Annotated in this window: 23 protein-coding genes; 11 read left to right on the top strand and 12 right to left on the bottom strand. The window is 61.1% G+C overall.

Going from position 1 to position 22,365, the window contains the following annotated elements; all coding sequences use genetic code 11:
• Positions 1 to 50 precede the first annotated feature (50 nt).
• The 3 genes from C5748_RS00335 to C5748_RS00345 are packed head-to-tail and all read right to left on the bottom strand — an operon-like array spanning position 51 to position 2,928.
• Positions 51 to 1,097, bottom strand: a complete 1,047-nt coding sequence (locus C5748_RS00335; protein ID WP_105739956.1) for a TRAP transporter substrate-binding protein — start codon at positions 1,095 to 1,097, stop codon at positions 51 to 53.
• Between the two features lie 35 nt (positions 1,098 to 1,132).
• Positions 1,133 to 2,416: a TRAP transporter large permease gene (locus tag C5748_RS00340; protein ID WP_105739957.1), complete on the bottom strand. Its 1,284-nt coding sequence runs from the start codon at positions 2,414 to 2,416 to the stop codon at positions 1,133 to 1,135.
• Positions 2,416 to 2,928, bottom strand: a complete 513-nt coding sequence (locus tag C5748_RS00345) for a TRAP transporter small permease (protein WP_425350176.1) — start codon at positions 2,926 to 2,928, stop codon at positions 2,416 to 2,418. The genes C5748_RS00340 and C5748_RS00345 overlap by 1 nt, the downstream gene beginning before the upstream one ends.
• Before the next feature lie 259 nt (positions 2,929 to 3,187).
• Here C5748_RS00345 and C5748_RS00350 point away from each other — a divergent pair, with 259 nt between their 5' ends.
• On the top strand, positions 3,188 to 4,072 hold the full coding sequence (locus C5748_RS00350) for a MurR/RpiR family transcriptional regulator (protein WP_105739958.1): 885 nt from the start codon (positions 3,188 to 3,190) through the stop codon (positions 4,070 to 4,072).
• Between the two features lie 97 nt (positions 4,073 to 4,169).
• On the opposite strand, the gene C5748_RS00355 is transcribed toward C5748_RS00350, so the two are convergent.
• The 7 genes from C5748_RS00355 to C5748_RS28110 all read right to left on the bottom strand — a co-directional run bounded on the left by C5748_RS00355 (position 4,170) and on the right by C5748_RS28110 (position 9,650).
• Complete coding sequence (locus tag C5748_RS00355; protein WP_105739959.1) at positions 4,170 to 5,258, bottom strand: LacI family DNA-binding transcriptional regulator; 1,089 nt, start codon at positions 5,256 to 5,258, stop codon at positions 4,170 to 4,172.
• 75 nt (positions 5,259 to 5,333) lie between these two features.
• On the bottom strand, positions 5,334 to 6,341 hold the full coding sequence (locus C5748_RS00360; RefSeq protein WP_105739960.1) for a M14 family metallopeptidase: 1,008 nt from the start codon (positions 6,339 to 6,341) through the stop codon (positions 5,334 to 5,336).
• 287 nt (positions 6,342 to 6,628) lie between these two features.
• On the bottom strand, positions 6,629 to 7,426 hold the full coding sequence (locus tag C5748_RS00365) for a transporter substrate-binding domain-containing protein (protein WP_105739961.1): 798 nt from the start codon (positions 7,424 to 7,426) through the stop codon (positions 6,629 to 6,631).
• A 46-nt stretch (positions 7,427 to 7,472) separates the two neighbouring features.
• Entirely contained in the window at positions 7,473 to 8,201 is a 729-nt protein-coding gene (locus tag C5748_RS00370; protein WP_105739962.1) for an amino acid ABC transporter ATP-binding protein, read from the bottom strand.
• Positions 8,188 to 8,838 (bottom strand): amino acid ABC transporter permease, encoded by a 651-nt coding sequence (locus tag C5748_RS00375; protein ID WP_105739963.1) that lies wholly within the window; start codon positions 8,836 to 8,838, stop codon positions 8,188 to 8,190. The genes C5748_RS00370 and C5748_RS00375 overlap by 14 nt, the downstream gene beginning before the upstream one ends.
• 9 nt (positions 8,839 to 8,847) lie before the next feature.
• Positions 8,848 to 9,507, bottom strand: coding sequence for an amino acid ABC transporter permease (locus C5748_RS00380; RefSeq protein ID WP_199194679.1), 660 nt, complete (start codon positions 9,505 to 9,507; stop codon positions 8,848 to 8,850).
• A complete protein-coding gene (locus C5748_RS28110; protein ID WP_158259791.1) occupies positions 9,504 to 9,650 on the bottom strand; it encodes a hypothetical protein in 147 nt (48 codons plus the stop codon). Before C5748_RS28110 ends, C5748_RS00380 begins: the two co-directional genes overlap by 4 nt.
• 260 nt (positions 9,651 to 9,910) lie before the next feature.
• Between C5748_RS28110 and C5748_RS00385 the strand changes: the two genes are divergently transcribed.
• The 3 genes from C5748_RS00385 (at position 9,911) to C5748_RS00395 (ending at position 12,467) form a co-directional block, all read left to right on the top strand.
• Entirely contained in the window at positions 9,911 to 10,681 is a 771-nt protein-coding gene (locus C5748_RS00385; RefSeq protein ID WP_105739965.1) for a 2OG-Fe(II) oxygenase, read from the top strand.
• Between the two features lie 4 nt (positions 10,682 to 10,685).
• Positions 10,686 to 11,213, top strand: coding sequence for a methylated-DNA--[protein]-cysteine S-methyltransferase (locus C5748_RS00390; protein WP_105739966.1), 528 nt, complete (start codon positions 10,686 to 10,688; stop codon positions 11,211 to 11,213).
• A 75-nt stretch (positions 11,214 to 11,288) separates the two neighbouring features.
• A complete protein-coding gene (locus C5748_RS00395; protein ID WP_105739967.1) occupies positions 11,289 to 12,467 on the top strand; it encodes a YbfB/YjiJ family MFS transporter in 1,179 nt (392 codons plus the stop codon).
• Between the two features lie 243 nt (positions 12,468 to 12,710).
• Here the strand turns inward: C5748_RS00395 and C5748_RS00400 are convergent, their stop codons facing one another.
• On the bottom strand, positions 12,711 to 13,706 hold the full coding sequence (locus C5748_RS00400) for a polysaccharide deacetylase family protein (RefSeq protein WP_105740268.1): 996 nt from the start codon (positions 13,704 to 13,706) through the stop codon (positions 12,711 to 12,713).
• Between the two features lie 197 nt (positions 13,707 to 13,903).
• Between C5748_RS00400 and C5748_RS00405 the strand changes: the two genes are divergently transcribed.
• From C5748_RS00405 to der, 3 genes are all read left to right on the top strand, one after another.
• Positions 13,904 to 14,482, top strand: coding sequence for an NnrU family protein (locus C5748_RS00405; protein ID WP_105739968.1), 579 nt, complete (start codon positions 13,904 to 13,906; stop codon positions 14,480 to 14,482).
• Between the two features lie 113 nt (positions 14,483 to 14,595).
• Positions 14,596 to 15,267, top strand: coding sequence for a tetratricopeptide repeat protein (locus C5748_RS00410; protein WP_105740269.1), 672 nt, complete (start codon positions 14,596 to 14,598; stop codon positions 15,265 to 15,267).
• Between the two features lie 77 nt (positions 15,268 to 15,344).
• Positions 15,345 to 16,796: a ribosome biogenesis GTPase Der gene (der, locus tag C5748_RS00415; RefSeq protein ID WP_105739969.1), complete on the top strand. Its 1,452-nt coding sequence runs from the start codon at positions 15,345 to 15,347 to the stop codon at positions 16,794 to 16,796.
• Positions 16,797 to 17,350: 554 nt separating this feature from the next.
• Here der and C5748_RS00425 read toward each other — a convergent pair.
• On the bottom strand, positions 17,351 to 18,103 hold the full coding sequence (locus tag C5748_RS00425) for a class I SAM-dependent methyltransferase (protein ID WP_105739970.1): 753 nt from the start codon (positions 18,101 to 18,103) through the stop codon (positions 17,351 to 17,353).
• A 665-nt stretch (positions 18,104 to 18,768) separates the two neighbouring features.
• Here C5748_RS00425 and C5748_RS00430 point away from each other — a divergent pair.
• The 4 genes from C5748_RS00430 to C5748_RS00450 all read left to right on the top strand — a co-directional run bounded on the left by C5748_RS00430 (position 18,769) and on the right by C5748_RS00450 (position 22,111).
• On the top strand, positions 18,769 to 19,956 hold the full coding sequence (locus C5748_RS00430) for a cell wall hydrolase (RefSeq protein ID WP_105739971.1): 1,188 nt from the start codon (positions 18,769 to 18,771) through the stop codon (positions 19,954 to 19,956).
• Between the two features lie 630 nt (positions 19,957 to 20,586).
• Positions 20,587 to 21,009, top strand: a complete 423-nt coding sequence (locus tag C5748_RS00440; RefSeq protein WP_105739972.1) for an AtpZ/AtpI family protein — start codon at positions 20,587 to 20,589, stop codon at positions 21,007 to 21,009.
• A gap of 57 nt (positions 21,010 to 21,066) precedes the next feature.
• Positions 21,067 to 21,816, top strand: a complete 750-nt coding sequence (locus C5748_RS00445; protein WP_105739973.1) for a F0F1 ATP synthase subunit A — start codon at positions 21,067 to 21,069, stop codon at positions 21,814 to 21,816.
• A 67-nt stretch (positions 21,817 to 21,883) separates the two neighbouring features.
• Positions 21,884 to 22,111, top strand: a complete 228-nt coding sequence (locus C5748_RS00450) for a F0F1 ATP synthase subunit C (protein WP_006466154.1) — start codon at positions 21,884 to 21,886, stop codon at positions 22,109 to 22,111.
• Positions 22,112 to 22,365: the final 254 nt, after the last annotated feature.

A 22,365-nucleotide genomic window follows, 5' to 3' on the forward strand; every position in this document is an offset into this window, starting at 1 on the left:
TGATAGGCTTCCGGCCGTCACAGACGGCCGGATATTTCGATTTGAGTGGTCTACTGGAGATAGGAGGAGCCGTTGGCTTTCGACACCTCCGTCTTGAACTGGTCGAGCAGTTCGAGTTGCTTTGCGTCGCCGCTTTCCTTGACGAGCGCCTCAAAAGCCGGTTGCGTCGCCTGTTTCATCTTTTCACGTTCCTCGGACGAAAGCGCCGTGATCTTCATTTTGTCCTTGAGGCCCGCGAGCCCCTGGTCGGAGGCCTCGACGATCCGCGACAGGCCGCGGCTGGCCGTGACGCAGGACTGCGCGGCATAGCGCAGCGTATGTTTCTCGCTATCGCTCAACCCGTCCCAGAATGTCTTGGAGATCATCAGCGTATAGGGCGAAAACAGATGGTTGGTCAGCGTCAGATATTTCTGCACCTCGGAGAATTTGGAAAACGAGATGATCGGAACCGGGTTCATCTGGCCGTCGATCACGCCGGTCTGCAGCCCGGAATAAACCTCGCCCCAGGCCAGCGGATAAGCTTCCGCTCCGAGCGCCTGGATGATCTTCTGATGCGAGGGAAGCGTCATGGTGCGCACGCGGATGCCTGCGAAATCCTCCACCTTGGCGATCTCACGCTTCGAATTGGTGATTTCGAAGAAGCCGCCGGTATCGGGAAAGCCGAGCACCACCACATCGCCGAGCGTTGTTTCGATGTCCTTGGCCAGCGTTGTGCCGAACGGACCGTCGAACACATCATAGGTCGCCGCATTGCTGTCGAAGGCGAAGGGAAGGTTCAACACGTCGATGCGGGGATAATAGGAGGCAAGCGCTCCGGTGGAGGTCAGCGTCGCCTGGATCACGTCGTCGCGGACCATCTGGACGTGTTCGGCCGCGCTGCCGAGCTGGTTGGAGGGATAGACCTCGACCTCGATCGCGCCATTGGTGTCGGCGTCGACGATATTGGCGAAAACCGCCGTGCAGGCCTGCGCCGGGTTTTCGAACGGATCGGCCTTGTTGTCATGGCCGAATTTCAGGATCTTGGGGCCGGCCAAGGCGGGCGAGGCGCCAAGCGCCAGCGCTATCATGGCGGCAATCATCACGGGTTTCTTTTTCATTTTATGTTCCTCTCTGTTTTTGGGTAGGCATGAATTTACTGGATGAATCCGAGCGCCCTTGGCACGGCGAGCGCCAAGGGCTCCCAGAAGGCGAAGACGAACAGGACGGCGACCTCGGCGATGAGGAACGGCCAAAGCTTGGCGGCGATGCGCTCGAGCTTTTCCCCTGTCACCGATGACAGCACGAACAGGCAGGCCCCGACCGGCGGCGTCATCAGCGAGATGTTGAGCGCCAGAATGAAGACGATGCCGGCATGGATGGGCTGCATGCCGATCTCTTGCGTCAGCGGCACCAGCACCGGCGCAAGGATGATCAGGATCGCCGTGATATCCATGATCATGCCGATGGCGAGCAGCACGCAGATGATCAGGAGCAGGATCATGAACGGGCTTTTCGCATATTCGATGACCAGGCTGGCGATCTCCTGCGGGATGCGGTTGAAGCTCAGCCACCAGCCGAGCAGCGACGCGAAGGCGATGATGACGAAGATGATGCCGGTGATCCGCGCCGTGCGCACCAGCATCTCGAAAAAATCCCTGGAGCTGAGCGAGCGATAGACGAAGACGCCGAGAAACAGCGCATAGGCCACGGCGATGGAGGCCGCTTCCGTCGGGGTGACGACCCCGCCGAGAATGCCGCCCAGGATGATGAAGGGCATCAGCAGCGCGGAAATCGATTGCTTGAACGTTTTCCAGATATCGCCGATGCCGGCGCCTGACGTGGCAAGGGGAAGATCGTTCCTCTTGGCGCCGAGCGCGATCACCGCCATGCAGGCCAGGCAGATCAGCAGTCCCGGCAGGATGCCGGCCGCAAACAGGCCGCCGATCGATACCCCCATCAGCGATCCATAGACCACCATCAGGCCCGATGGCGGAATGGTCGGGCCGATGATCGAGCCCGCGGCCGTCACGGCGCAGGCGTAATCGCGCCGGTAGCCCTGGCTGACCATGGCGGGAACCAGCGTCTTGCCGAAGGCCGCCGCATCCGCCGTGGCCGCGCCCGTCAGCCCGGCGAAGAACACCGAGGCCAGCATGTTGGTGTGGGCAAGTCCGCCGCGAAAGCGGCCGACCAGCACATTGGCAAGCTGCACCAGCCGCGAGGTGATGCCGATATGGTTCATGATCTCGCCGGCCAGGATGAAGAACGGCATGGCGAGAAACGGAAAGATGTCGAGCCCGTTGAAGATCTTGCTCGGGCCGATGGCGAGGAAGCGCTCTCCGCCCATATCGAAAAGGCCCGCGACGCCGGCGGCGCCGATGGCAAAGCCGATCGGCATCCCCAGAAGAATGAGCGCGACGAAGAGAAGAAAGACCAGCATCAGATGGCTTCCTCCGCCTGATCCACCAGCCCCTGGCGCCCGAGATCGCGAAACAGCACCAGCAGGAGTTGGATCGCCGCCAGCCCGGCGGAGACGGGAACCGCCGCATAGGCTGGCCCGAGCGACAGGCCGAAAATCAGCGCCTGCCGCCTCGATCCATCGAGCGCAAAGCCGATGCCGAACCAGAAGACATAGAGGAACAGCGCCATCGCCACGATATCCATCGCCATCAGCGAGATACGGCGGAGATTTTCCGGAATGCGGTCGAGCAGGATGGAAAGGCCGATATGTTCCCGCCGGGCAATGCCGCATGAGATCGCCAGCAGCGCCGCCCAGATCATCAGATAGCGGGCCAGCACCTCGGGCCAGGGCAGTTGCAGATGCAGGAGATAACGGTCGACGACGCCGACCCACACATCGAGGACGAGAAGCAGCATGAGAACCGCGACCAGCCGCTCGACGGCGGCATTCAACGCGGCACTGAGCCTTGATGCCAGAACACTCAATGTCATTCCCCTTTGCGGTTTGCCCGCTTGTAGTTAAGCTACATTCTTGCCTGGGAGATGCGGTTCTGTCTAGAAGAAATTTCAAGGGTTTTGCCGATATTTGCCTAAATATGTAGTATAGTTACATATTATCCGCCGTGGCGCAGCTTCGATCCCGCAGGCGTTGACAGCCCCTCGGGAAAGGATCATGCGTGAAAACAAAGAATGAGAGCGGTTCCCCGATTCAATCAAAACAGGAACCGTTCTGGAGGCGAAAGGAAACGGCATGTCGAAGCTTGCGGCTTTCGATCTCATTTCACGGTTGCGGCAGCTCGACGGGGCGTTCAACGCGCGCGAGCAGCGGGTTGCGTCTTATGTGCTCGAAAATCTCGAAACCGCGACGCAACATACCGTCTCGGAGATCGCCGCTCTGTGCAATGTCAGCGAGCCGACCGTCATCCGCTTCTGCCGGACGCTCGGCTGCTCCGGCTTCCGCGATTTCAAGATGCGCCTTGCCCAGAATGTCGCCGTCAGCCTGCAATATCTCGCCGCCAGCAATCCCGACGCGCAAGTCGGCAGCCGCGGCATCGACCAGATCCTCGGCGTGTTCTACGCCACGGCAAATGCCGTCAGGGCGCAACTCGATGACGACACCATGGCCAGCGTGGTCGACGCCATGGCGCGCGCCCGCCGCATCGTGTTTTGCGGGGTCGGCGGTGGCTCCGCAACGGTTGCCTTCGACGCCGCCAACCGGTTCTTCCGGCTGGGCATCCCGACGCTGGCGGTCCATGACGGCCAGCAGCAGCGCATGCAGGCGGCGACATTGTCGTCGGGCGACGTGCTTTTCTGCATCTCCTCGAGCGGCACCCCGCAGGAATTGGTGGAAAGCGCCAAGATCGCCCGGCAATATGGCGCCACGGCCATCGCCCTGACGCGCCCGGCAAGTCCTCTTGCCGAGGCCTGCGACATCGCGCTGACGCTGGATATCCCCGAGGACCCGGATATCTACAAGCCGACGGCTTCCCGGCTCGTCCATCTCGTGATCATCGATGTCCTTGCGGCGTCCGTCGCCCGGCAGAATTCTGCAACCGCGCTCGAAAAGCTCCGGCGCATCCGTGCTTCGCTTGCCGTGGTGCACGGACAGACCGGCCCGCAGCCGATCGGCGATTGAGATTGTCGCTCGTCCCGTTTCCATTTTGATGGAACCGGCTAGCCTTACACGATTTTGCACCGCCGATGCAGTGGAAAATATGGTTGCCACGCCACCTTCAAGCACTCCCGCGTTCGATGAGCGTCAGTTCGACATGACGTGCCGGATGATCCACCGGCTCCCCGCTCAGGCGCTGCATCAGCATTTCCCCGGCAAACTGGCCCAGTGCGAAACTGTCGATCGCAATGGTCGTCAGCCCCGGTGAAAGCTCGCCCGCCATGTCGTTTTCGCCGAAGCCGATGATGGCGAGATCGGAGGGAACGGTCAGCTTGCGCCGCCGCGCTTCCATCAGCGCGCCGATGGCGAGGAGGTCATTGGCGCAGAAAACCGCGTCGATATCGTTTGTCTGGTCAAAAAGCCGGGCGAGCGACCGACGTCCGTCAGAAACGCTTTCCACCTCGTCGCAGACGATCTCGCATTTGAAATCCAGGCCGCGCTCGGCGCAGACCTCGCGAAAGCCTTTCAGCCGCAGCGCACCGCGTCCGCCCCGCCGGCCGATATAGGCGACGCGCCGATAGCCGCGGTCGGCGAGGTGGTTCGCCGCCATGCGCCCGGCATCGGTGTTGGAAAAGCCGACGAGAAGATCGATCGGATCGCGCGGATAGGCCCAGGTTTCCATGATGGGAATATCGAGCGAGCGCAGGCTTTCCCTGTTCCGCTCGAGTTCGATCACACCGGTGAACATCACGGCCGCTGGCTTGAGCGCCTGCAGCGACTGGATGATCGCGGTTTCCTTGGAATAGGAATAGGAGGTCTGGCCGACGAGGAACTGATAACCGGCCTTCTCCAGCACCTGCGCGCAGCCGCGCACCGCCAGCGCGAATTGCTGGCTGAACAGGTTGGAGACGAAGGCGAGAACGATGTTGGTGCGGCCCGAGCGCAACGCGCTCGCGTGGGGATTGGTCTTGTAGCCGGTCTGCGAAATCGCCAGGCGGATGCGCTCGCGCTTTTCCGCGCTGACCTTCCCCGGCTGCCTTATGGCCCGCGAAACCGTGATCGGCGCGACGCCGGCCAGCCGCGCCACATCCTCGATCAGGGCGGTGCCGACCACGCTCTCCGGATCGCCCCATGTGGCGTCGGCGGTGCTGGGGATGCGGACCACATCATCGAATGTCGGTTCGCCCGATGCGCGGCGTTCATTATCCATGTCGAATCCGGTCCATCTTGGCCGAGTGCGTTGGACCGAAAGCCGTAACAGGTTTTCGGAGTTGGCACTGCTTCACTATTGATCGATTACCCGTCCTAGCTGGATCAGGCAATCGCCCGCCTCGCAATCCGTGTGGATCCGTCTGGAAATGACCATGCCGCCGGTGGCAAACCGCAATGTTTCCTCGGCCATGTCGAGGCGCTGAAAGTCATGATACCAGCCGGCGACGTCGCCCGCCTCGACCATCGCGCCGATGTCCGCCGCCGGTTCGAACCAGCCTCGTCTGGTGGCGTAGATCGCCTGGTCGTGCGTATCGAGTTTCAACAGGCGGGTTTTTCTTGATGTGGCCGAGGTCGGCAGGAATGGATGCTCCGCGATGCCTGCGGCAATCAGCAGATTGTTGATGGCAAGTGCGGTTGTCGCCATGGTCTCAGGCGTCACCGTGCCGCCGCCGCCGAACTCGCCGCTGATGCCGATCGCGCCGGCGCGCGCCGCCGCGGCCATGGATGTCGGCGCATCGATGCCGTTGCGGGCGATGAATGCGTGCGGCAGGCCGAGCGCCTTCAGGAGCTTCAGTGCGCGGGCATGGCGCTCGGGATCGTCATGCTCCTCGATGAGCCCGGTGGTCAGATGCGCCATGGAGGTGCCGCCCGAATGCAGATCGAAAACAATGTCATGCATGGGGAAGAGCGTGTGCTCCAGAAAATCGGCAAGGCGCTCCGTCGGCGTGCCTGACGCCGACCCCGGAAAGGCGCGATTGAGATTGCCATTGTCGAGCGGCGAGCGCCGCCGCGCCGCCATGACGGCCGGCTGGTTGGCAAAAGGCAGGATCGTCAGCTCTCCCCGGATCGCCCCGGGCTCGATGAGCCGGATCAGCCTGGCGAGACAGATCTCGCCCTCATATTCGTCGCCGTGGTTCCCGGCCATCAGGAGAATGCGTGGACCGCTGCCGTTGCGGATCCGGCAGATCGGCACCTTGACGTGGAAATAGGGCGAGCGGTCCACCGAATGAGGAATGTTCAGATAGTCGAGGACCTTGCCGTCCCCAGAGAAATCCAACGTGTGAAACAGGCCGGTATGCATGGATTATGCCTTTGGAAAGAGGCCGGGAAAAATGCCGGCCGGAATTGTCGGCAGGACTATCGCTATGGCGAAATTCGCGCTCCCCTTCCTTCTCCCCTTGTGGGAGAAGGTGGCCCGAAGGGCCGGATGAGGGGTGGCGAGCAAGCCGCCTCGATGGCGGCGCGGCGAGCGGGAATGCACGGCATCGACCCTCATTCGACCTCGCGTAGCCTGTCCCCGGGCTGGCCAAAGGCAAGGCCCGGGGTCGGCCCCGCCCCCCAATGAGGGAGGCTGGGCACCGGCCGAGATCACATATGCGGCAGGTTCTGCTCTTCGTTGAAGAACCTCTTCTGCAGCCTGCCCAGATCGCCATTGAGGCGGTGGTAGAACAGGAAAGTGTTGATCCAGTTCAGGAAATTCTGCTCGCCGGGCCGCACGGCGGCATGCGCCGGCGACTGGCGGATGAGATAGGCGATCTCGATGCCCTTGCCCGGATTTTCCTGCGCGACCTTGACGGCGATGGCGCTGTTTTCGGCGAAGAATTCGACCTGGCCGGCGAGATAGGCGGCGATGGCCGATGGCGTATCCTCGAAGCGGACGATATTGGCGCCGGATGCATTGTCGGTAAGCCAGGTATCGAGCGTCGAGCCCTTGGCGACCGCGATCTGCTTGCCTTCGAGCCCGGAAACATCGTCGAGATGCGGCGTGCCCTTGGCGCCGTAGACGCCGAGGCTGACAGCCGCATAGGGCTGCGAGAACATCACCTGCTGGGCGCGCTCGGGCGTCGCACCCGCTGCCGCGATCAAAAGGTCGACCTTATCGGCGAGAAGGCTCGGAATGCGGCTCTGGCCGGTCAGCGGAACCAGCTCCAGTTCGGCATTGAGATCCTTGGCCATCAGTTTCGCCAGTTCGATATCGAGGCCGGTATCGCTGCCGTCGGCTGCCTTGAATCCCCAGGGCGCCGCGTCGAGCAGGACGCCGACGCGCAGCTTGCCGTTTGCCAGGATGTCTTGCAGCTTGTCGGCGTGGGCCGGGCCGGCGATGAGACCGGCAAAAATGGCTGCGAGAGCCATGGCGGTGATGCGGAATTGACGTAGTCGTTTCATGGATATTCCCCTTTTTGCGAGCATGAGCCCTTCATTCCGGTTGCGGCTAGGCAGCCGCTCCGATGAAGCTTTTGAGTTCCGGTGTTTGCGGGTTGTCGAAGAGTTCCCCAGGATTCCCCTGTTCCCAGACGCGCCCCTGATGCATGAAGATGAGCTTGGTCGCGACATTGCGGGCAAAGTTCATTTCATGGGTGACGAGCACCATGGTCATGCCCTGGCGCGCCATCTCCTCCATGACCCTGAGCACTTCGCCGACCAGTTCGGGATCGAGCGCCGAGGTAACCTCGTCGAACAGCATGAGATGCGGCGCCATGGCGAGGCAGCGGGCAATGGCGGCCCGCTGCTGCTGGCCGCCGGACAGTTGCTCGGGATAGGCGTCGATCTTGTCGGCGAGCCCGACACGCTCCAGCACGTCGAGCGCCAGCGGCCGCGCTTCGGATTTTGCGACCTTGCCGGTGAGGACCGGAGCGAGCGTGATGTTGCGCTCGATCGTCATGTGCGCAAACAGATTGAACGCCTGAAAGACGATGCCGACCTTCTGCCGCATCGTGCGCAGATTGGGCATCGTGGTCGAAACCGGCTGTCCTTCGAAGCGGATTTCGCCCTGGTTGATCGTTTCCAGCGCATTGATGCAGCGCAGAAGCGTGCTCTTGCCGGAACCGCTCTTGCCGATGATGGTGACGATTTCGCCCTTTTCGATGTCGAGCGAAACGCCTTTCAGCACTTCCAGCGCTCCGAAACTCTTGTGAACGTCGCTGATCTCAACGAGCGCCATTGAACCGTGCCTCCAGGGTTCGCGACCAGGTGGTCAGGGGAAAACAGATGACGAAATAGATCGCCGCGACAATCGAATAGACCAGCAGTGGCCGGAACGTGCCGGCATTGACGATCTGGCCGGCGCGGGCGAGTTCGACAAAGCCGACGACCGACGCAAGCGAGGTGTTCTTGATCAATTGCACGAGAAAGCCGACCGTCGCCGGCAGGGCGATGCGAAAGGCCTGCGGCGCGATGACATAGCGGAACTGCTGCCATCTGGTGATGCCGAGACAGGCCGCCGCTTCCCACTGCGTATGCTTGATCGCCTGGATGCCGCCGCGCCAGATCTCGCCGAGAAAGGCCGCGGTATAGACCGTATAGGCAATGCCGACGGCGACGATGGCCGGCACATTGATGCCGAGAAAGACAGGCATGCCGAAATAGAAGAACATCAGGAGGCCGAGCAGCGGCATTCCCTGGACGAGTTCGAGAAAGCCGGTGGCCAGCCATCGCGGCAGGCGCGCCGTGCCGCTGCGCATCAGCGCCAGCAGAAGCGCGAGCGGTCCGCCGCAGGCCAGCGCGATGCCGACCAAAAGAAACGTCCATTTCAAAGCGGTGACGATCGTCAGGAAGTCGGAAACGGTGAAGGAACGCATAAGCGGGCTCTAGCGGCGCACGGGCCAGCGGAAGGCGAGGCGGCCCAGCGCGGCGAAGGCGAGTTTGAATGAGATGACCAGGCCGAAATAGATCAGGCAGATCAGCGTATAGACCTCGAAGCTGCGATAGGTGCGGCTGTCGATGAAACCCGCCACATGGAAGAGTTCGTCGGCCGAGACCTGCGAGGCGATGGAGGTGCCGAGCAGAAGCAGAACGAATTGGCTGGTGACCGAGGGATAGATGTTGCGCAGGGCGGGCGGCAGGATGACATGCCTCAACACCTGCATGCGGGTGATGCCGAGGCACATGCCCGCCTCGATCTGGCTTTTCGGAATGGAATCGAGGCCGGAGCGGATGATCTCGATCGCATAGGCGCCGAAATAGATGCTGAGCGCAACGCAGGCCGCCTGGATCGGCGTCATCTTGAGCCCGAAGCTCGGCAGCACGAAATAGATGATGAATATCTGCACCAGGACGGGCGTGTTGCGGATGATCTCGATATAAATGCGCAAGAGCCAGCGGACCGGCTTCGGACCGCTGCGGATCAGCACCGCACCGGCAATGCCGATGACCAGACCGGCAATCGTCGCCACCGCCGTCAAAAGCAGCGTCGTCAGGACGCCTTCGACCAGCTGGTCCTGATAGCGCCATATCGGGCGGAAGTTCAGATCCGGCATCGGCGGTCCGCCTCGATCGGGGAAGGGAGCGAACCGCCGCCGTCACCTGATGGTCGCTTGCCGTCGACGCTCACCGGCTTCATGTCGGCCGGACCCGCTCCCATCGCCGCAGTCAAAAGATGCATTTCTTTCAAAAACCGCTCCCAAACGCTGAAATGACAACGTTACCAAACCTCATTGAGAGCCGATTACCACCAGATGGTAACGTTGTCACGCGCTTTTTTTGCGCGAAAATGCCTTCCAGGGCACGTTCTGTGGAGAAAATTGGGTTTCCCCATGGTCTGGTGCGGCCTAAATTAAAACCGGCTGAAAACGGATTTGAAAGCAAGCGCCGGAGTGCCTGCCGTTAGCCGATGCGATAGCGAAGGCGGCAAGGCAACCGAAGGACGAAAAGATGAATTCTGCTGTTTCCCGATCCCGCGAAGCGTCCCCGTCCGATCCGTCCGGCCCGGCTGTCGAAGCCGCTGAACAGCGGGTCGCCCGATATGACTGGACGGCGCTCGCCGCCAATCTGGATAATTTCGGCTGTGCGGTTCTGGAGACGCTTCTTAGCCCGGAGGAGTGCCGGGAACTGGCCGCGCTCTATCCCCATGAGGAGCATTTCCGCAGCCATATCCACATGGCGCGGCATGGTTTCGGCAAGGGCGAATACCGCTATTTCAGATATCCGCTGCCGGACCTTCTCGGCGGCCTGCGCACCGCGCTCTATCCGCGCCTGGCGCCGGTCGCCAATCAATGGAACGAACGTATGGGGCTGGATACGCGCTATCCCCAGCGCCATGCCGATTTTCTCAAGTCATGCCACGATGCCGGCCAGCTTCGTCCGACGCCGCTGCTGCTGCAATATGTGCCGGGTGATTTCAACTGCCTGCATCAGGATCTCTACGGCGATCTGGCATTCCCGCTGCAAGTGGCGATCCTGCTTTCCGAGCCGGGGAGGGACTTTACCGGAGGCGAATTCGTGCTGACGGAACAGCGCCCGCGCATGCAGAGCCGGGCAGAAGTCGTGCCGCTCAGGCAGGGCGATGCCGTGGCCTTTGCCGTGCATAACCGCCCGGTTCAGGGCACAAAGGGCAATTACCGCGTCAATCTGCGCCACGGCGTCAGCCGCGTCCGTTCCGGCAAGCGCCATACGGTCGGAATCATCTTCCACGATGCCAGATAGCACCATGGTTCTCAGCCTCTCAGTAGGGACGATGGAAACGCCGCTCGGTCCTCTCATGCTCGTCGCCGACGGTGAAGGATTTTTGCGCGCGGCGGATTTCGCCGATTACCAAGCCCGGATGCGGCATTTGCTCGACCGCCGCATCGGACCGTCGCGCTATAATCTCCTCGGTGGCGAGGTTCCCATCGATATCAAAGCGGCGCTTGCGGCCTATTTCGCAGGCGCGCTCGACGCGATCCTGCACGTACCCCTGAAGACCGATGCGACCACCTTTCAGGATCGCGTCTGGACCGCGCTCAGATCGATCGAGCCGGGCCGCCCGATGACATATTCGGCGCTCGCCCGCGATATCGGCCGTCCCCAATCCGCCCGCGCGGTCGGCCACGCCAATGGCGCAAATCCGTTCAGCATCATCATTCCCTGCCATCGTCTCGTCGGCGCCGATGGCAGTCTCACCGGCTATGCCGGCGGCATCGAACGCAAGCGCTGGCTGCTCGACCATGAAGCCCGCCACATCTCGTTGCCCGTGTAGATGGTTCAGTGAAACCGATAGCTGTATCAGATAAATTCAATTGAATTGATGCACCGCCGAACTATTGTGCAGCGCATGCAAACCTCTTCGCGTAGCCCTTTCCGTTTTGCTCTCGGCGGTTTCGTGGCCATGGCGGTGGCCATGGGCATCGGACGTTTCATCTATACGCCGATCCTTCCCGGCATGATGGCGGGGCTCGATATGTCGCCCGCCGATGCGGGTTTCATCGCCTCGGCCAATTATGTCGGCTATCTCGCCGGCGCGGTCGTCGCCGGATATGGCTGGGCCGCCGGCATTGAGCGGGCGATCGTCTATGCCGGCCTGGCCGTGAGTGCAGCGCTTTGCCTGGCGATGGGGCTGACGGACGGCGTGTTCGTTTTCGCCGCGATCCGCTTTCTGGCCGGTCTTGCCAGCGCTTTCACCATGATCCTGTGCACGACGATCGTCTTCAGCCATCTGGCGGCGGCGGACAGGAACGATCTGCAGGCCTGGCATTTCGGCGGCGTCGGCATGGGCATTGCCTTATCGGCCTGCTTCGTCGCCCTCATCGGACAGCTGCATCTCGGCTGGCGGGCCGACTGGATCGGCGCGGCGATCCTCTCGATCGCCGGATTGCTGGTGGTGATGGCGCTGATCCGGGAAGGCCCGCTGCGCAACGGATCACAATTGCGCGAGCCGCCTTTGCCGCGCTCGCCGGCCTTTCTGGCGCTTTCGCTGGCCTATGGCATCTTCGGCTTCGGCTATATCATCACCGCGACCTTCCTGGTGGCGATCGTGCGCGCCGGCAATGGCGGCCCGTTCATGGAGGCAGCCGTCTGGGTGGTGACGGGGTTGACGGCCGCGCCGTCGATCTGGCTCTGGTCTTTCGTTGTCCGCCGCATCGGCCTGTTCAGCAGCTTCACCCTTGCCTGTCTGATCGAGGCGGTGGGCGTGGCGGCAAGCGTCATGCTGCCCCTGCCGGTGGGCCCCCTCGCGGGCGGCTTTCTGCTCGGCGTCACCTTCATGGTCGTCACCGCCTTCGGCCTTCAGGCGGGGCGTGCGCTCTCGCCTGAGGCGCCGCGCCGCGCCCTGGCGCGGATGACGGCCTGTTTCGGCATAGGGCAGATCATCGGTCCGCTGGTGGCGGGCTATATGGCCAGCGCCTCGGGATCGTTCAGATCGGCAAGCCTCGTCGCAGCCGCATCGCTGGTGCTCTCGGGCGCGATAGCCCTGCTCGCTGGATATCAGGGTCGCAGGATAAAGGTCAGCGCATAGCGCCGTTCCCCCTCTCTTGCGATTTCTAACACTTAGCCTCCGCTTCGCTCCAGCTAAGATGTTGAAATCGCTTTCTCCCCCGCAAGGGGGAGATAACGCTCGCGCAAGTCTCTTCGCAAATCGCCGGCGCTTGCGACTGGCTGCAAGCGTGATGCAGCATTTATCTCTCCCCTTGCGGGAGAGAAAGCGATTTCTTGGGTTTGGCGCAGCCAAACATCTAATTGGTCAGGCACGCTGAAAGCCTCAGTGCTCTGCGTGCCGCTCCGCCGGCGCTGTTTTCTGGAGATAGTCGCTGTAGGTGATGCATTGAACATCCGGCTTCATGCAGACATCGCCGGCGAAACGCTCCAGCGCGCGCCAATAGGCGCCGGCATTCATCTCCACGAAATGGAAGCCGAGCTGGAGCGGTACGCGCTCGCCCGCATATTGCCTGTCGAAAGCCGCCTTGAATGCGTCATAGGCGCGGTTCTCGAATGCTTGCGAGTGCGACGGCTTCTCGAAACCGGCTGAATGACGCACATAGAGATTGTAATCCATCGCTATGATAGGGCGATGAGACGGTCCTTCTGGAATGAGCGGCAGGCCGAAGCTGGCAAGATCGCTGGTGCGATGCGGCAATTCCGGGCCGCGGGTGACGCCGCTTGCCTGGTAGCGGAAGCCGTTGGCTTTCAGTGCCTTTTCAACCGGTTTTCCCGTTGCCAGATAAGGCGCGCGAAACCCGGTGATGCCGTGCTCGGCCAGTTCGCGCCAGCCTTGCGGCTCGCCGGCAATGCCGTTCGCCGCATAGCCATCGGCGACGATCCGGCGGAATTCCTTCAGTTCGGTATTCCAATCCGAACGCGTCCAGTCCTTGCCGTCGAAATGGCCGCAGCCATGGCTGGCGATCTCATGGCCTTCGAGATGGGCGGTCCAGATATTGTCCAGCCGCTCGGCGATCTCCTCCTTGGTGAAGGCGAAACCGACATTGGAGCGCCCCGCCGCCATGCGCGGCGGCTTGTAGCGGCCGCGGTCCGAGCGCTGGACCAGAAAGACGCATGACAGGAAATAGGTGAAGCGGGCATTGGTCTTTTGCCCGAGTGCACGGCTGCGCTGCCACAGGTCGTTGGCATGCGCGCCGTCGAAGGAGATCAGCACATATTGCGGCGGCACCTTGCCACCGCCGGATTGCGTGGCGGAAGCGGATTGGAAGGGAGGCAGGCAAAAAATGGCTGCGGCGGCAACAAAAGAAATAAAACGCATGATCCCCGGAAACGCATGAATGAAGATGCACACCGGCTAAACGCCGATTGTGGCGAAGGTCGGACGCGCTGCTATCAGCCGCAGGGAGCCCGTGTTGGAACGACGCCCGGCTAGGGATATGTTGCGGGCAAAGCGAGCCGGGTGAGGGGGATTTCCGTGTCATATGGGATAGCCCCGCGCGATAAAGGGAGGCATTCATGCTCATATTGATTCTTGGTCTTTTAATTTTCCTCGGCATCCACTCGGTCCAGATCGTCGCGCCGCAATGGCGCAAGGCGAAGATCGCCGAATGGGGCGAGGGGAAATGGAAAGGGCTCTATTCGGTCGTCGCGGCAATCGGCTTCATTCTCATCGTCTGGGGCTTTTCGCTGGCGCGCCCGACCGCGCCGTTTCTTTACGAGCCGCCGGTCTGGATGAAGCATATCACGCTGTCGCTGATGGTGTTTTCCTTCATCTTCCTTGCCATATCGCAGATGCCGGCAGGCAGGATGAAATCGAGGATCCGCCATCCGATGCTGGTCGCCGTCAAGATATGGGCCTTGGCGCACCTTCTGGCCAATGGCGATCTCGCTTCGCTGATCCTGTTTCTCTCGGTCCTCGCCTGGGCCGTATGGGACCGGATCGCGGTCAAGCGCCGCGAGCGCGCCGAAGGCGCGGCGGTCATCGCTTCCGGCCCGGTGATCAACGATGTCTTGGCGATCGGCGTCGGCCTGGTGCTCTATGCGCTGTTCGTCTGGAAGCTGCACGAATGGCTGATCGGGGTGTCACTCCTCTAATTTAAAGATCAGGCCTTACATATATATGCAATTCCGACTAAAAGCGCGTGAACCAAGTGTCATGCGCCCCGGAATGGCGCATACACGAACAATTCATGATTGACGGCAGGTCCATGGCAGACGACAGCTTCATCCGCGAAGTAAATGAAGAAATCCGCTCCGACAGGGCAAAAGCAATCTGGCGGCGCTTCGGGCCCTTGCTGATCGGCGGCGCCGTCGCCATCGTCCTGGGAACGGCGGCGACGGTCGGCTATCGATATTGGAGCGAATCCCGCGCTTCGCAGTCGGGCGACAAGTTTCTTGCAGCCCTCAACCTGGCGAGCCAGGGAAAGAACGACGAGGCGCTGACGGCGCTGAGCGATCTCGAAAAGAACGGCTACGGCGCCTATCCCGTCCTGGCGCGCATGCGCGCGGCAACGCTGATTTTCCAGAAAGGCGACGCCGCAGGCGCCGTATCGGCCTTTGACGAGGTTGCCGCGGACAATGCGGTGGACACCGCCATCCGCGATATCGCCCGGCTGCGCGCCGCTTTCATTCTGGTCGACACCGGCACGTATGACGATGTCGCCAAGCGGGTCGAACCGATTTCTTCGGATGGCAACCCGATGCGTCATTCGGCGCGCGAAGTCCTGGGGCTTGCCGCCTGGAAAGCCGGCCGCACCGATGATGCGGTGCGCCTGTTCCAGCAACTGGCCGACGACACCGGGACGCCGCCGAATATCCGTCAGCGCGCCAACACCATGCTCGATCTGATCCGCAGCTCCGGCGCTGCGGCGCAGGGCTGAGCTGAGAGCAGGTCCGGGAAAAGTGGGAACCGGTTTTCCCTCCGGACTTGCGTGAAAAGAAGGCAGCAGGAACGCATATGAGTTTTACCCTTGCCATTGTCGGGCGTCCGAATGTCGGCAAGTCCACGCTTTTCAACCGGCTCGTCGGGCGCAAGCTGGCGCTCGTCGATGACATGCCGGGCGTGACGCGCGACCGCCGCGTGCATGACGGCAAGCTTTACGATCTGAAATTCAGCGTCATCGATACCGCCGGCCTCGAAGAGGTGGGCAGCGACACGCTGGAAGGCCGCATGCGCGCCCAGACCGAGATCGCGATTGCCGAAGCCGACGTGATCCTTTTCATGATCGACGCCAAGGCCGGCATAACGCCGACCGACGTCACCTTCGGCGATCTGGTGCGCAAATCAGGCAAGCCCGTCGTCCTCGTCGCCAATAAGTCCGAGGCCCGCGGCGCCGAAGCCGGCATGTACGACGCCTATCGGCTCGGTCTTGGCGAACCTTGCCCGGTTTCGGCGGAGCACGGGCAGGGCATTCCCGACCTGCGCGATGCCATCGTCGCCGTGCTCGGCGAGCGCGCCTTCGGCCCGGATGAGGACGATGCCGAAGCCGAGGAGAGGCCGGTCGTTTCCACCTCCGAGACCACGCTGATCGGTGACGACATCGAGGATCCCGACGCCGACGACATTCCGGCCTATGACACCGGCAAGCCGCTCAAGATCGCCATTATCGGGCGTCCCAATGCCGGCAAGTCGACGCTGATCAACACCATGGTCGGCGAGGAACGTCTGCTGACCGGGCCGGAAGCCGGCATCACGCGGGATTCGATCTCGGTCGACTGGGAGTGGAACGGCCGCCGCATCAAGCTGTTCGACACGGCGGGTATGCGCCGCAAGTCGCGCGTACAGGGCAAGCTGGAAAAACTGTCGGTTTCGGATGCCCTGCATGCCATCCGCTTCGCGGAAGTCGTCATCATCGTCTTCGATGCGACGATCCCGTTCGAAAAGCAGGATCTGCAACTCGTCGATCTCATCGTGCGCGAAGGCCGTGCGCCGGTTATCGCCTTCAACAAATGGGATCTGATCGAGAACCGCCAGGAGGTTCTGGCCGATCTGCGCGAGAAGACCGAACGCCTCCTGCCGCAGGTGCGCGGCCTTCGCGCGGTGACGATCTCGGGCGAAATGGGGCAGGGGATCGACAAGCTCATGGAGAGTGTCCTGCTCACCCATGAAGTCTGGAACCGTCGCGTTTCGACCGGCCGGCTCAACCGCTGGCTGGAAGGCGTCCTCGCCCACCATCCGCCTCCGGCCGTTTCTGGACGCCGGCTGAAGATCAAATATATGACGCAGGTGAAGACCCGCCCGCCGGGTTTTATCGTCTCCTGCTCCAGGCCTGATGCCATGCCGCAATCCTACGTGCGCTATCTCATCAACGGTCTGCGCGAGACGTTCCAGATGCCGGGCGTCCCGATCCGCCTGTCGCTCAGGACATCGGACAATCCTTTCGCCGGCCGGGCGAAGAAGCGCCGCTAGAGCAGTTTGCCTTCAGGTGGAAACAATGCGTTCAGGCATTCCTCGATCTTTTCGGTGGTTGGCCACCCTATTCCAGCCGTAGCAACAGCGGGATCGCCATCTCCACAATTCCGGCGGTGCCGGATGGCGTAAGGCTAACCCACCCGCTTGGCGTTGTAGCAGACGAAGACGAGCTTGTTGCCGTATTCTTGCATATGGAGGTTCATGTTTTGTTCGCATATAATTTCGTCTGACCAGAAGCAATCGGAGGGCAATGTGGATCATGGCTTCGGAAACATCGATGCGTTGCTAGTCGTCTCGCCCGAGGCGCCTCCAACGCATCATCCCGCCGAAGGTCTGCTCGACAACCCACCGGCGTGGCAGGACATGGAATTGAGAACGACGGCAGCGTGTCCATGAGCCTGGCCCGGTCGGGCAGCGTTTCAGATTTTGGCCATCCGGCCACAGCTCTCTCGTGTCCACATCAAAAGCGTGAATCACAACCCACAATAACAATCAACTTTCTTCAAAGGGCTCTTAGTGTTTAAAGAATCGGCCAACGATCCATCGAAGCCCTATTTGCGTTCAATACTGCCTTGAAATTCTTTCTCCCGCAGAACTGCGCCTGATAGGTGGCTATCTAGCGTAGAATCCGGCAGGATCTCGGGGCTGGCTGCGAGAACATACCAATTCTGACGTGGATGATACCATGGTAACTCGCGACCATAGAGCGCAGCCTCCGACAGAAGAGCGGATACTCGCTCGGGCCGGTAGGTGGTGCACCCTGGATATGTCCATCCAGGCGCCTCTTCCACCGTGCGAGGCTGTTTGTCCGTATGGATGAACGTCACCAGGGCCAGCCCATTTTCACCGAGCGACCGCCGAATGCTCCGGAGGGCGGTTGAGACCAATTCAGGCCCAGCATGGGAGAAAATAGATTGTGCCACAATGAAATCGAATTTTGTGCCGAAAACTTCGGTATTGAAGTCGTCGTTTTGGCTGAAGGACGGTTGTTTCAGCTTAACAAGATCTTGTCCGATCTCATTTTTTATGGCGTCTTCTATTAGCCACGCGTTTGGTTCAATTGCGAAGTAATTTCCGCGATCCAGATACATGATCAGGAACCGCCCTGCGCGGAGTGAGCCGCAGCCTAGATCCAGAACCTTGTGCCGGTTGCGCAATCCCAGAGTCGTTAGTAACCGGAACTGCGTAGCTCCCATGAAATCCCACTGTCCGGGTGGGCCGACATAGGCTGTGTAGTGGTCGGACCCGGCAGGCAGTTTTACAGCGTCGTTCGGGGATAGAAGTCTGGTCTGGTTGCTTTCCAAGAATTGATCATCCCATGCATCTAATGATATTATCTGCGGAAAACGTATCCCATTATTGGCCACAACATCAAGAGACTAAGGGGTGATAATCAAGGCAGTCGGATGACTGCGTCGGGAGACCAGCAAGGAACAGGTGGGGGAGGGCCTACTTTCCACCAGGTGCATGGCGGGGGCGGCGACAACGGCAGCGAAGGCAACCGGCGGGCAATGCACGCGGAATGTGAGCATATTCGGAATGCCGTTCACCACGCCAAATACAAGCCGAAACTCTTTGTGTTGCTCAGTCCTTAACTCGCCGAACGCTTCGGCGGCTGGATATCGACGCTGCAGCCCAATACGAGGTCACGATCCAAGCAAGGAAGGCGGGAAGGCAATTTCAAAGGAGATGCTGTTGATCGGCCGCTCGATCGATGCTTCTTCTCGGGAAGCGTCTGTCAGCGCGAGATGGGATTCGAGATAACATTGGCTGCCGAAGTGTCGAAGGGCAGAGATTTCATTAAAAATGCATTAACAAAATCAATAGCTAAACGCACCACTTGTTAACGCTCCATCAAGGTTAATGCTTCATTCTCACACGCGTTCAGTTCAGCGTGTTTCGAGTGGAGTGTCACGTGCGTTTTGCGTCTTTGCGGACTTTGCCCGTCCGTTCCGTCTTGGTGTTGCCCATGGGGCGCTCCTCTCGCAATCGTCGCTCTCAGCCAAAACATGGTCTGGCGGCTTCCGCCATCATCGGTGCGGCGATCTATTTCTTCAATCCGACTGTTGTCGCCTTTCAGGATATGTCGAGCCTGATCTCGGCCGGTGAGGCGGGCGGGCATCGTTGGGCGGCGTTCATGCTGCAGACGCCCGCCGGCTCTATCCACAAGGCGGAAACGCCATTCGTCGATACCGCGCTGATATCAGGCAGCATCAAGGCCGCCGGGGTCAACGTGCCAGGCGTCGGCCGTGTCGCCTTCTCCGGTGGCGAGCACGGCGCAAAGCTCGGAATCGCGGATCCCAACCCGGATGAAAACCGTATCAATCGCGCCGAAAAGCATGGCCGCATCGTCTCCGTCCTGCCGAAGGCGCCGCCGAAATCCTTCAATGCCGGTTCCCTTCTCGAGCGCTCCAGCATGCTGCTGCGCCTGGCCGAGAAACCCGAAATCCGCATGGCCTTCGCCAAATCGAAGATCCGTGGCAAGGAGATCGATATCACGCTCGCCTTCCACAAGGTCGAGCCGCCGAAGCCGACGCCTGCGGTGCCCACCCTTCTGGCAAAGCTCGTCACCAACGACAATCCCGACATTCTGGCAACGGGTTACGCGCCGTCCGAGCCGGACTACGCCAAGACGTCACCCTTCGAAAGCATCCTCACGCAAGACAAGAACAATGGCCGGTTCACGCCGCCGGTCGAACCTGGGGATCATCCCTGGGCGGCATCCCCGCTGCCGCCGCTGGTGTTTACCCCAAAGCAGCAGAAATGCCTGGCAGAGGGCATCTATTTCGAGGCACGCGGCGAGCCGGTCAAGGGACAGGCCGCAGTGGCGCAGGTGATCCTCAACCGCGTCCGCAATCCGGCCTATCCCAAGACCATCTGCGGCGTCGTCTATCAAAATGACGACTGGCGCAATCGCTGCCAGTTCTCATTCGCCTGCGACGGACGCCGCCACCGCGTGACCGAGCAGAGCCATTGGCGCACCGCCCAGCAAGTGGCGAAAGCGGTGACCGCCGGCCAGATATGGCTGCCGGAAGTGGGCTCCGCGACCCATTACCACGCAACCTATGTCAATCCACGCTGGGCGCGCACCATGGAGCGCGTCAAGAAGATCGGCCTGCACATCTTCTACCGCACCTATGGCGGCGGGTGGAGTTGAGTGGATTAAGGCGGCTAAGCGGGTAGGTTGCACTTCGTCACACCCCCTCTGGCCGCCCTTCGACAAGCTCAGGAGGCCAGGGGGCGGCGCCTATGCTCCTTCTCCCCTACGGCCGATCACAAACGCCTCAGGCCTTCGTGCCGCTGTCTATGCGGCATAAAGGCTCACGCCGGCAAACGGCACCCGATCGGCGAGATTGCCGCCGATGGTATTGCCGCGGCATCCCTGTTGTCCGCCTGGATTGTCAGGCGGTCGCCGCATTCTACATGACGGTGCAGCAGGGCATGTCGCTGCAGGCGCGCGACGGCGCCACGCGGGAAACGCTGTTGAGAATCGCCGAATCCGCCATGGCCGGATGGAGGAACCTGACCGCGCCAGCCGCCCTCCGCCGGCGCGCCGTGAGGTGTCCGACGAGAGGATTCAGCGATTGTCTGCGCCGGATTACCGCACCATTGCGGGCGATTCTGGAGGGTCCGGCGCCACAATTCATGTAAACATTTGATTCAAAAAAGAAAAAATCCTTCGAGGGGGATGATCTCTCCGCCTTGACTAGCAGGCGGGCTGTCAATATGTTGCGCGCGACTTTGAAGTGGGGCCGAAGCCTTGCACCAACGCGCTCGAGGAGGCGTCATGGCAACCGGGAAAAAGCCCGATCAGCCGGATCGCGCCTCACAGGCGCAAGGTGCGGACGCCGGCCCTTTTTCGGGGGATCTGGATGAACGTCGCCGCCGTCTCGGAGCCGAGCTGGCAAAGAAGGGCGCGATAGGGAAGTCGGGTTTTCCGGAAGAACGGTCGGGGACATCTGCCGGGGTTGCGCAGGCCATGAAATTGTCGAGCGAGTTCATCGCCGGCATTCTGGTCGGTGCGGCGGTCGGATGGCTGATCGACCATTTCGCCGGGACGTCGCCGTGGGGGTTGATCATCTTTCTTCTCCTCGGTTTTGTTGCCGGCGTGCTCAACATTCTGCGTTCGGCGGGCAATGTCGCGCAAACGGGCGGCATTCAGCCCGGGCGGGCGCCAGGCCAACGGAATGACGGCAAGAATAAAGACTAGGCCCCTTCGGGCCGGAAACTGAAACGCCTTCGGGCACGGACGACAGACGAGGTTAAGGTGGCTAACGATCCGATCCATCAGTTCCAGGTCTCCAGATGGATTCCTATCGACATCGGCGGGGTCGATCTGTCCTTCACCAATGTTTCGGCCTTCATGGTGATGACGGTCGTGGTGGCGTCAGGCTTCCTCTTCCTGACGTCGTCGAGCCGCGGTCTCGTTCCGACCAGGCTGCAGTCGGTTTCCGAAATGGCCTATGAATTCGTCGCCTCGGCGTTACGGGATTCGGCCGGATCGCAGGGCATGAAATTCTTCCCCTTCGTGTTCTCGCTGTTCATGTTCGTCCTGGTTGCCAATTTCCTTGGCCTGTTTCCTTATTTCTATACGGTGACGAGCCAGATCATCGTCACCTTCGCGCTGTCGATTCTCGTTATCGGCACCGTCGTCATCTATGGCTTCTGGAAACATGGCTTCGGCTTTCTCAAGCTTTTCGTGCCGAGTGGTGTTCCCGCGATCATCGTGCCGCTGGTGGTTCTGATCGAGATCATTTCCTTCCTTTCCCGCCCCGTCAGCCTGTCGGTTCGTCTTTTCGCCAACATGCTGGCCGGCCACATCACGCTGAAGGTCTTCGCCGGCTTCGTCGTGTCGCTCAGCGCCCTTGGCGCGGTCGGCATCGGCGGCGCGATCCTGCCGCTGCTCATGACGGTGGCGATCACCGCGCTCGAGTTCCTCGTGGCCTTTCTTCAGGCCTATGTCTTCACCGTGCTCACCTGCATGTACATCAATGATGCGGTACATCCGGGGCACTGAGTTTCGCCGGCGGATTTCCGCCAGAACCAAAATCCGCCGTTAATTTTCAATCCAGAAGGAGTTCACCATGGAAGCGGAAGCAGCAAAGTACATCGGCGCCGGTCTCGCCTGTTTCGGTATGGCCGGTACGGCCCTCGGCCTCGGCAATATCTTCGGCAATTATCTCTCCGGCGCTCTGCGCAACCCGTCCGCCGCCGACAGCCAGTTCGGCCGTCTGGTGTTCGGTTTCGCCGTGACGGAAGCTCTGGGCATCTTCTCGCTGCTCATCGCGCTTCTGCTCCTGTTCGCCGTCTGATCGGCGGATTTGAACTGGCCGGCCGTGCACGGACGTGACCTCTTGAGGCACGGTTGTCGCGGCCGGTTCTTGCTTTACAGCGCTGCCATGTCGAATTGTGTCCATATGGATGCAGCATGAAAGGCGCTGTAGCAGCCGAAAAATCGATTCCGATTTTGCGGCTGATGCTGTAGAGCACCGTGCATCCGAGGGATGTATGAGGACGCTCTGACGTTTCAGCCTGCGCATGATCTTTTCCGGACGATATTCTTTCC

The sequence above is a fragment of the Phyllobacterium phragmitis genome, from assembly GCF_002980495.1.
Classification (GTDB): domain Bacteria; phylum Pseudomonadota; class Alphaproteobacteria; order Rhizobiales; family Rhizobiaceae; genus Paramesorhizobium; species Paramesorhizobium phragmitis.

Bases quoted from the DNA above. Each gene is read 5' to 3' on its own strand.
- C5748_RS00365 (WP_105739961.1), bottom strand. From the start codon at position 7,426: ATGAAACGACTACGTCAATTCCGCATCACCGCCATGGCTCTCGCAGCC.
- C5748_RS00370 (WP_105739962.1), bottom strand. From the start codon at position 8,201: ATGGCGCTCGTTGAGATCAGCGACGTTCACAAGAGTTTCGGAGCGCTG.
- C5748_RS00390 (WP_105739966.1), top strand. From the start codon at position 10,686: ATGGTTCTCAGCCTCTCAGTAGGGACGATGGAAACGCCGCTCGGTCCT.
- C5748_RS00360 (WP_105739960.1), bottom strand. From the start codon at position 6,341: ATGCATACCGGCCTGTTTCACACGTTGGATTTCTCTGGGGACGGCAAG.
- C5748_RS00400 (WP_105740268.1), bottom strand. From the start codon at position 13,706: ATGCGTTTTATTTCTTTTGTTGCCGCCGCAGCCATTTTTTGCCTGCCT.
- C5748_RS00375 (WP_105739963.1), bottom strand. From the start codon at position 8,838: ATGCGTTCCTTCACCGTTTCCGACTTCCTGACGATCGTCACCGCTTTG.
- C5748_RS00395 (WP_105739967.1), top strand. From the start codon at position 11,289: ATGCAAACCTCTTCGCGTAGCCCTTTCCGTTTTGCTCTCGGCGGTTTC.
- C5748_RS00345 (WP_425350176.1), bottom strand. From the start codon at position 2,928: ATGACATTGAGTGTTCTGGCATCAAGGCTCAGTGCCGCGTTGAATGCC.
- der (WP_105739969.1), top strand. From the start codon at position 15,345: ATGAGTTTTACCCTTGCCATTGTCGGGCGTCCGAATGTCGGCAAGTCC.
- C5748_RS00350 (WP_105739958.1), top strand. From the start codon at position 3,188: ATGTCGAAGCTTGCGGCTTTCGATCTCATTTCACGGTTGCGGCAGCTC.
- C5748_RS00355 (WP_105739959.1), bottom strand. From the start codon at position 5,258: ATGGATAATGAACGCCGCGCATCGGGCGAACCGACATTCGATGATGTG.
- C5748_RS00385 (WP_105739965.1), top strand. From the start codon at position 9,911: ATGAATTCTGCTGTTTCCCGATCCCGCGAAGCGTCCCCGTCCGATCCG.
- C5748_RS00430 (WP_105739971.1), top strand. From the start codon at position 18,769: ATGGGGCGCTCCTCTCGCAATCGTCGCTCTCAGCCAAAACATGGTCTG.
- C5748_RS00405 (WP_105739968.1), top strand. From the start codon at position 13,904: ATGCTCATATTGATTCTTGGTCTTTTAATTTTCCTCGGCATCCACTCG.
- C5748_RS00450 (WP_006466154.1), top strand. From the start codon at position 21,884: ATGGAAGCGGAAGCAGCAAAGTACATCGGCGCCGGTCTCGCCTGTTTC.
- C5748_RS00440 (WP_105739972.1), top strand. From the start codon at position 20,587: ATGGCAACCGGGAAAAAGCCCGATCAGCCGGATCGCGCCTCACAGGCG.
- C5748_RS00340 (WP_105739957.1), bottom strand. From the start codon at position 2,416: ATGCTGGTCTTTCTTCTCTTCGTCGCGCTCATTCTTCTGGGGATGCCG.
- C5748_RS00335 (WP_105739956.1), bottom strand. From the start codon at position 1,097: ATGAAAAAGAAACCCGTGATGATTGCCGCCATGATAGCGCTGGCGCTT.
- C5748_RS00410 (WP_105740269.1), top strand. From the start codon at position 14,596: ATGGCAGACGACAGCTTCATCCGCGAAGTAAATGAAGAAATCCGCTCC.